This window comes from Streptomyces sp. NPDC059852, from assembly GCF_042731455.1.
Classification (GTDB): domain Bacteria; phylum Actinomycetota; class Actinomycetes; order Streptomycetales; family Streptomycetaceae; genus Streptomyces.
In genome coordinates this window covers 408981-415857 of record NZ_JBHWJK010000002.1, presented here as the reverse complement: position 1 = coordinate 415857, position 6877 = coordinate 408981, and the positions used below count along the sequence as shown (strand labels likewise).

Sequence of the window (6877 nt, the reverse complement as noted above, 5' to 3'; positions counted from 1 at the left end):
AAACGCCCGGTTACATTCCGAACCCGGAAGCTAAGCCTTACAGCGCCGATGGTACTGCAGGGGGGACCCTGTGGGAGAGTAGGACACCGCCGAACAATTTTTGAGAAAGGGCTCACACCTTACGGTGTGGGCCCTTTCTGCGTTTAAGCTCGGGTTTATGCGCTACGACCTCGTCATTTTCGACAACGACGGTGTTCTCGTCGACAGCGAGCCCATTTCCAATCGGCTCCTCGCCGCGTACCTGACCGAGCTCGGGCACCCGACGTCGTACGAGAACTCCATCCGGGACTACATGGGGTCGGCGATGCACCGGGTGCACGACCTGGTGCTGGAGCGCACGGGGGAGCGGCTTCCGGCGGACTTCGACGATGTCTTCCACGCCAGGGTGTTCGCCGCGTTCGAACGGGAGCTGAAGCCCGTGGCCGGCGCCGTGGACGTCCTGGAGGCGCTTGCGGCGCGCGGAGTGCCGTACTGCGTGGCGTCCTCGGGGAGCCATGAGCGGATCAGGGTGGGGCATCGGACGACGGGCCTGGACCGGTGGTTCGACGACGCCCGGATCTTCAGTTCGCAGGATGTGGGGCGCGGGAAGCCCGCGCCGGACCTCTTCCTCCATGCCGCCCGGCGGATGGGGGTCGCGCCCGAGCGGTGTGTCGTCGTCGAGGACAGTCCGCTGGGGGTGCGGGCGGCCGTGGCCGCGGGCATGGACGTCCTCGGGTTCACCGCCATGACGCCGGCCGAGCGGCTGTCCGGGGCGAACGAACTCTTCGCCGACATGGGCGAGTTGGTCGGCCTGCTGGGCTGACATTTGTCATGCCGAGGGCCGGACGATCGTTTCTACCGGCGACCCCCGCCCGGCCGCGAAGCTAAGGGCATGACGACGAACACGGGGACGACCGAGGGAAGCACGACCGAGAAGAGCACGGCCGGTGGGCGGAGCAGGCGGTTGCGGAACTTCCTGCCGCTGATCATCGATGTGGCGGTGCCGCTCGGCGCGTACTACCTGCTGAAGAACGGCTTCGGCATGAGCACCCTGATGGCGCTCGCGCTCAGCAGCGTCGTGCCGGCCGTACGCACCGGGTGGAGCGTGTGGAGGGCGCGGGAGGTCAACGGGATGGCCGCGCTCATCCTGGTCGTGAACGTCGTCTCGCTGCTGCTGAGCTTCGTGGCGGGTGACCCGCGACTGATGATGGCCAAGGACAGCGCCATCAGCAGCACGATCGGGATCGGCATCATCGTCTCGGTGGTGCTGGGCAAGCCGATGATGACCGCCGGGATGAAGCCCTGGGTGGTGAAGGGCGACGCGGGCCGGGAGGCCGCCTGGGCGCGACTGCACCGGGGTTCGGCGCGGTTCCGGCGGGCCGAGCGGATGTTCTCGCTGGTGTGGGGTGTGGTCCTGCTCGCCGAGTGTGTGGTGCGGGTCGTGGGGGCGTACAGCCTGCCGGTGGACACCATGGTGTGGCTCGGCAATGTGATCATGATCGTCGCGATGGTGCTCGGCTTCCTCGTCGGAGGCGCGCTGGGAGCGGGGCCGATGGCCGCGATGGTCGTCGCCGAGACGAAGGCGTGGGCCGAGCGGGACGCACGCCAGGGCGAGCCCGTGGTGAGCGGTCCGTCCACCGCGCCCCTCGTCGCCGCCGGTTGAAGCTGAGGGAAATTCACCTTTGGCTGGATCTACCCACGGGTACCCCGGGGCCCTACGCTCGCCGCCATGACTGATGTGCTGCGGCGCGGCAGGGCCTCGCTGGCGTTCGGTTTCTTCGCCCAGGGCGTCGCCTTCGCTCTGCTCGTGACGCGGATCCCGGCCATCCAGGACCGGTACGGGGTGTCCGACGCGCTGCTGCCGGCCTTCCTCGCGGCTGTGCCGATCCTCGCCGGGGTCGGCAGCGTCACGACCGAGCGGCTGGTGCGGCGCATCCGTCCCAGCCGGCTGCTGCGCTGGTCGCAGCCCGTGGTGCTGCTGGCGCTGCTCGGTGTGGGGGCCGGGGACACCATGGTCGAACTGGCTGTCTCGCTCGCGGCGTTCGGGCTGGCCGTGGGGGCGCTGGACGCCACGATGAACATGCTCGGGGTGAGCCTGCAGCGGGCGTACGGGCGGAGCATCATGCTCAGCTTCCACGCGGCGTACAGCCTGGGCGGCATCGTCGGGGCCTCGCTGGCGTGGGCGGGGGCGCACTGGGATCTGCCGTTGGCGGTGTCGTATCTGCCGGTCGTCGTGGTGCTGTTGCCGGCGGCGCTGGTGGGGAGCCGGTGGTACGTCGACGCCACGAGGACGGAGGCGGCCGAGGAGCAGGGTGCGGGGGAGGCCGGGCAGGGGCCCGTCGTGTTCAAGGTGCTGCTGCCGCTGTGCCTGGTGATGACCTTCGCGTACATCGGGGACTCGACGGTCTCCAACTGGAGCGCGAAGTACCTCCAGGACGTGCTGGGCAGCTCCGAGCAGCTGGCGACCGTGCCGTACAACGTGTACATGGTGACCACGCTGCTGGGGCGGGCCATCGGGGACTTCGGGGTGCGGCGGCTCGGGGCGGTGGCCGTGGTGCGGCTGGGGGCGCTGGTGGCGGCCGTCGGGTTCGCGGTGGTGGCGTCGGCGCCGGGCGCGTGGGTCGGGATGCTGGGGTTCACGCTGCTCGGGCTGGGGCTGTGCGTGCTGGTGCCGCAGACGTTCGCGGCGGCCGGGAGGCTGTTCCCGGGGGCGTCGGACGCTGCTGTCGCGCGGCTCAACGTCTTCAACTACGTGGGCTTCCTGATCGGTTCCCCGCTGGTGGGGGCGCTGGGCGACGCGTGGAGCTATCGCGGGGCGATGCTGGTGCCGATGGTGTTGGTGCTGGTGACGCTCGTGTACGCCCCTTCGTTCGCCCCGAGGCCGGACCGATACGGTGGCGGGCATGAGCGGCCGCGCACAGCTGATGTGGGACCAGGCAGTAACGGGCTATGACTTCGGCCGGGACCATCCGATGGACCCGGTGCGCCTCGGTCTGACCAGGAAACTCGTCGAAGCCTTCGAGCTGGACCAGCACATGGACGTCGTCGCGGCCCAGCCGGCCGGTGAGTCGACGCTGCGGCTGGTGCACCGGGAGGACTACATCGAGGCCGTGAAGGCGGCGTCGGCCGATCCGCGGTCCGCGGACCAGTCGTACGGGCTCGGCACCCTGGACGATCCGGCGTTCGCCGGGATGCACGAGGTGTCGGCGCTGATCGCCGGGCAGTCGGTGGGGGCCGCGGAGGCGGTGTGGCGGGGGAGCGCGCTGCACGCGGTGAACTTCGCGGGCGGGCTGCACCACGCGATGCCGGCCGCCGCGTCCGGGTTCTGCGTCTACAACGACGCGGCGCTCGCGATCGCCCGGCTGCTGGAGCTGGGTGCGGAGCGGGTCGCGTACGTGGACGTCGACGTACACCACGGGGACGGGGTGCAGGCGGCGTTCTGGGAGGACCCGCGGGTGCTGACGATCTCGCTGCACGAGCACCCCGCGACGTTGTTCCCGCAGACCGGGTGGCCGCAGGAGACCGGCGCCGCCGAGGGGTCCGCGGTGAACGTGGCGCTGCCGGCGGGCACCGGGGACCAGGGCTGGCTGCGGGCGTTCCACGCCGTGGTGCCGGAGCTGCTCGCGGACTTCCGCCCGCAGGTGCTGGTGACGCAGCACGGGGCCGACACGCACTTCGAGGACCCGCTGGCGCATCTGGCGGTGTCGCTGGACGCGCAGCGGGCCGTGCAGGTGGCCTGTCACGACCTGGCGCACGAGTACGCCGACGGGAAGTGGCTCGCGCTGGGCGGCGGTGGGTACGCCGTGGTCGAGGTGGTGCCGCGGTCGTGGACGCATCTGGTGGCGATCGCGGCGGGGCGGCCGGTGGAGCCCACGACGCTGATCCCGGAGAGCTGGCGGCGGGAAGTGTACGCACGGACGCGGCAGTTGGGACCGGCGCGGATGACCGACGGGCGGTGGCCGGTGGCCTGGGCGGACTGGGAGTCGGGGTACGACCCCGCGGACCGGCTGGACCAGGCGGTACTGGCGACGCGCAAGGCGGTGTTCCCGCTGCGGGGGCTGCTCGCCTGAAGGCTGTTTCCGTCAGCCCTTGTTCCGGTGGCCCGGTCTTCCGCCAGCCCTGTGTTCCGCCGGCCCGGTCTTCCGCCAGCCCTGTTCCGTTAGCCCGACCGTGGGGTCTTCGCCCGGTTCGGGCGTCCTTGGGGGGTGTGGTCCGCCAGCATCGCTGGGGTGCTGAGTACCGCGGCGCTTCGCGCTCACCTCGTGGCCGTGGGGCTGGCCGGGACCGTGGCCACCTCCCGTGAGGCGAGTCTCAGGAGTTACCGGCTGTTCGCCGCCCGGGATCCCCGGGTGCTCATCGGGCTGGATCCCGAGGGGGCCTGGGGGCAGCGTGAGCTGCTCGCCCTGATGGCGGAGAAGTGTGGCGTCTCAGCCGATCCTTGCTGTGTCTCGGGACCCGATGCGATCGATCCTGAACGGACTTTGACCGCTCTGGACGCCTTTTCCGATCGGATCGCGACGGTCGCCCAGCGTGGCGGACCGGTGCTGCTCGGCACGGGCCATCCCCACCGGCTGCTCGGGTTCTACGGTGACCTGGCAGACGCGCTCTCGGCGGCGGGGTGTACCGTCCTCACCCCCGCGCATGGTCGCTGTGTCGACATAACGACCCGGTTCGGTCTACGTACGTACAACCTCGCCTACGTACGGGGAGTCGCGCTGGTGCGGGCGCCCGACGCGTCCCGCTCCGGTTGTGAGCCGGGCGCACACACGCACTCCCCCCTCCCGGTTCGGCTGGCGCTGGCCGCTGCCGCCGAGGCCGGCGGGCCGCTGCCACAGCTGGTGATCGGAGACCACGGCTGGGTCTGCGGGGCAGGTCAGCTGGGGTTCGAGGCCATTGGGCTCGCCGATACCAATGACCCCGCGCTCTTCGTGGGGGAGGCCGAGGGGTCCGTGTCCGTCGCCGTTCCACTTGATGACGCCGTGCGGTCCGATTACTACCGGCCGCTTACCCGCTACGTACTCAATCGAGCGTGTCTGTCACAGTAGGTCGCCGATGGCTGCACCTCTTCCCCACTCGCATCACCCGCACCTACATTGGGGAGTGAGCACGCAACGACGAAGAGTCACCGGAAGGGGAAGCCGGTGGCCGTCGAGTGCGGAAGGTTCAGGTGTGTCATGGCTGCAGCTGGCGAGAGGCCTCTGAACGAGGTTCAGTTCCTTACCGTGGCGGAGGTCGCCTCGGTGATGCGAGTGTCGAAGATGACCGTGTACCGGCTGGTGCACAGCGGTCATCTGCCCGCGATCCGGGTGGGACGGTCGTTCCGTGTCCCGGAGCAAGCGGTTCACGAGTACCTTCGCGAGAGTTACGTGGGGGTGGACACCGCCTGACGGCAGTGGGCCGGGGGGTGCCCGGGACCGCCGGTGACCCCCCTCGCCCCCTCGATTACGACCTCAGCGCTCGGGCGGGTAGGCTAGCCCCTCGTAGGTCGTGTGGGCCCATGGCGCCCAAACACCGAGTGATGAGAAGTGAGCGAGGGTAGTCGTGGGCTCTGTTATCAAGAAGCGGCGCAAGCGGATGGCCAAGAAGAAGCACCGCAAGCTGCTCAAGCGCACGCGCGTCCAGCGTCGCAACAAGAAGTAGGCGGCGCCGCGCGAAGCGGCGTGTCTGTGGCCCCCCACCGCATCCGGTGGGGGGCCACAGGTGTATGACGGGGGAATTTCCGTCACGTCACGCATCGGGTGGTCATCACAGCGCAACAACGACCCGCTAAGTTGGCGGCACACGGGGAACTCGGCTGGGGTACGAGGGCTGGAAGGAAGGCGCTGATCTTGGGCAAGGTCGTGCTCGTCACCGGGGTGGCCCGTCAACTCGGGGGCCGCTTCGTACGCCGGATCCAGCGGGACCCCCAGGTGGACCGGGTGATCGCCGTGGACGCGGTCCCGCCGGAGCACCACCTGGGCGGCGCGGACTTCATCCAGGCCGACATCCGGCAGCCCACCATCGCGCGGGTCCTCGCGGAGAGCGGCGCCGACACGGTCGTGCACATGGACGTGACGGGGACCGCGCTGGCCAGCGGCAGCCGGACCACGGTCAAGGAGACCAACGTCATCGGGACGATGCAGCTCCTCGGCGCCTGCCAGAAGTCCCCTTTGGTCAAGCGGCTGGTGGTGAAGTCCAGTACGAACGTGTACGGGTCGGCGCCCCGCGACCCGGCCGTCTTCACCGAGACCACCCCGCCCAAGTCCCTGCCCAGCGGCGGCTTCGCGAAGGACACCGTCGAGGTCGAGGGCTATGTGCGCGGGTTCGCCCGGCGGCGGCCCGACGTCGCCGTGTGCGTGCTGCGGTTCGCCAACATCCTCGGCCCCAGCGCGGACACCCCGCTCGCCTCGTACTTCTCGCTGCCCGTCCTGCCGACCGTCCTCGGGTACGACCCGCGCCTGCAGTTCGTGCACGAGGACGACGTCATCGAGGTGCTGCGCATCGCCTCGCACGAGCCGCGCCGGGGCACGCTGAACAGCGGCACCTTCAACATCGCGGGGGACGGCGTCCTGCTGCTCTCCCAGTGCGCGCGGAGGCTGGGCCGGCCCACGGTGCCGCTGCTGCTGCCCGCCGTGACGTGGGCGGGCACCCTGGTGCGTACGCTGGGGATGTCGGACTTCTCGCCGGAGCAGATCCGGTTGCTCACCCACGGCCGGGTGGTGTCCACGGACCAGATGCGCGAGACCCTCGGATTCCAGCCGAAGTACACGACGGCCCAGACGTTCGCGGACTTCGCGAGCGGCCGCGGCCCGGGACTGCTGCCGCCCGAGGCCCTCGCGGGGGCCGTCGACCGGATCGCCGCGCTGCCCGTCCTGGACGGCGGTCACCCCCCGACGCAGAGCGCCAACTGAGGAGCGCA

8 protein-coding genes and 1 rRNA gene are annotated in these 6877 nt (G+C 70.3%); all 9 read left to right on the top strand.

What is annotated here, in order from left to right; all coding sequences use genetic code 11:
- Positions 1 to 95 (top strand): 5S ribosomal RNA (gene rrf, locus ACFV46_RS04355); the annotation flags it as partial.
- Between the two features lie 62 nt (positions 96 to 157).
- Complete coding sequence (locus ACFV46_RS04350; RefSeq protein WP_385496969.1) at positions 158 to 802, top strand: HAD family hydrolase; 645 nt, start codon at positions 158 to 160, stop codon at positions 800 to 802.
- 69 nt (positions 803 to 871) lie between these two features.
- Positions 872 to 1642: a VC0807 family protein gene (locus tag ACFV46_RS04345; protein WP_385496968.1), complete on the top strand. Its 771-nt coding sequence runs from the start codon at positions 872 to 874 to the stop codon at positions 1640 to 1642.
- A 66-nt stretch (positions 1643 to 1708) separates the two neighbouring features.
- Complete coding sequence (locus tag ACFV46_RS04340) at positions 1709 to 2932, top strand: MFS transporter (RefSeq protein WP_361925386.1); 1224 nt, start codon at positions 1709 to 1711, stop codon at positions 2930 to 2932.
- A complete protein-coding gene (locus ACFV46_RS04335) occupies positions 2883 to 4049 on the top strand; it encodes an acetoin utilization protein AcuC (RefSeq protein WP_385496967.1) in 1167 nt (388 codons plus the stop codon). Before ACFV46_RS04340 ends, ACFV46_RS04335 begins: the two co-directional genes overlap by 50 nt.
- 159 nt (positions 4050 to 4208) lie before the next feature.
- Complete coding sequence (locus ACFV46_RS04330; protein WP_376728890.1) at positions 4209 to 5024, top strand: phosphatase; 816 nt, start codon at positions 4209 to 4211, stop codon at positions 5022 to 5024.
- A gap of 129 nt (positions 5025 to 5153) precedes the next feature.
- On the top strand, positions 5154 to 5366 hold the full coding sequence (locus ACFV46_RS04325) for a helix-turn-helix domain-containing protein (RefSeq protein ID WP_157842153.1): 213 nt from the start codon (positions 5154 to 5156) through the stop codon (positions 5364 to 5366).
- Between the two features lie 154 nt (positions 5367 to 5520).
- Positions 5521 to 5619, top strand: a complete 99-nt coding sequence (locus ACFV46_RS04320; protein WP_003948845.1) for a 30S ribosomal protein bS22 — start codon at positions 5521 to 5523, stop codon at positions 5617 to 5619.
- 188 nt (positions 5620 to 5807) lie between these two features.
- Positions 5808 to 6869 (top strand): NAD-dependent epimerase/dehydratase family protein, encoded by a 1062-nt coding sequence (locus ACFV46_RS04315; RefSeq protein WP_385496966.1) that lies wholly within the window; start codon positions 5808 to 5810, stop codon positions 6867 to 6869.
- Positions 6870 to 6877 lie beyond the last annotated feature (8 nt).

What these genes read in the sequence shown, in the direction of transcription:
- ACFV46_RS04350 (WP_385496969.1), top strand. Translation starts at nt 158, where the DNA reads ATGCGCTACGACCTCGTCATTTTCGACAACGACGGTGTTCTCGTCGAC.
- ACFV46_RS04345 (WP_385496968.1), top strand. Translation starts at nt 872, where the DNA reads ATGACGACGAACACGGGGACGACCGAGGGAAGCACGACCGAGAAGAGC.
- ACFV46_RS04340 (WP_361925386.1), top strand. Translation starts at nt 1,709, where the DNA reads ATGACTGATGTGCTGCGGCGCGGCAGGGCCTCGCTGGCGTTCGGTTTC.
- ACFV46_RS04335 (WP_385496967.1), top strand. Translation starts at nt 2,883, where the DNA reads ATGAGCGGCCGCGCACAGCTGATGTGGGACCAGGCAGTAACGGGCTAT.
- ACFV46_RS04325 (WP_157842153.1), top strand. Translation starts at nt 5,154, where the DNA reads ATGGCTGCAGCTGGCGAGAGGCCTCTGAACGAGGTTCAGTTCCTTACC.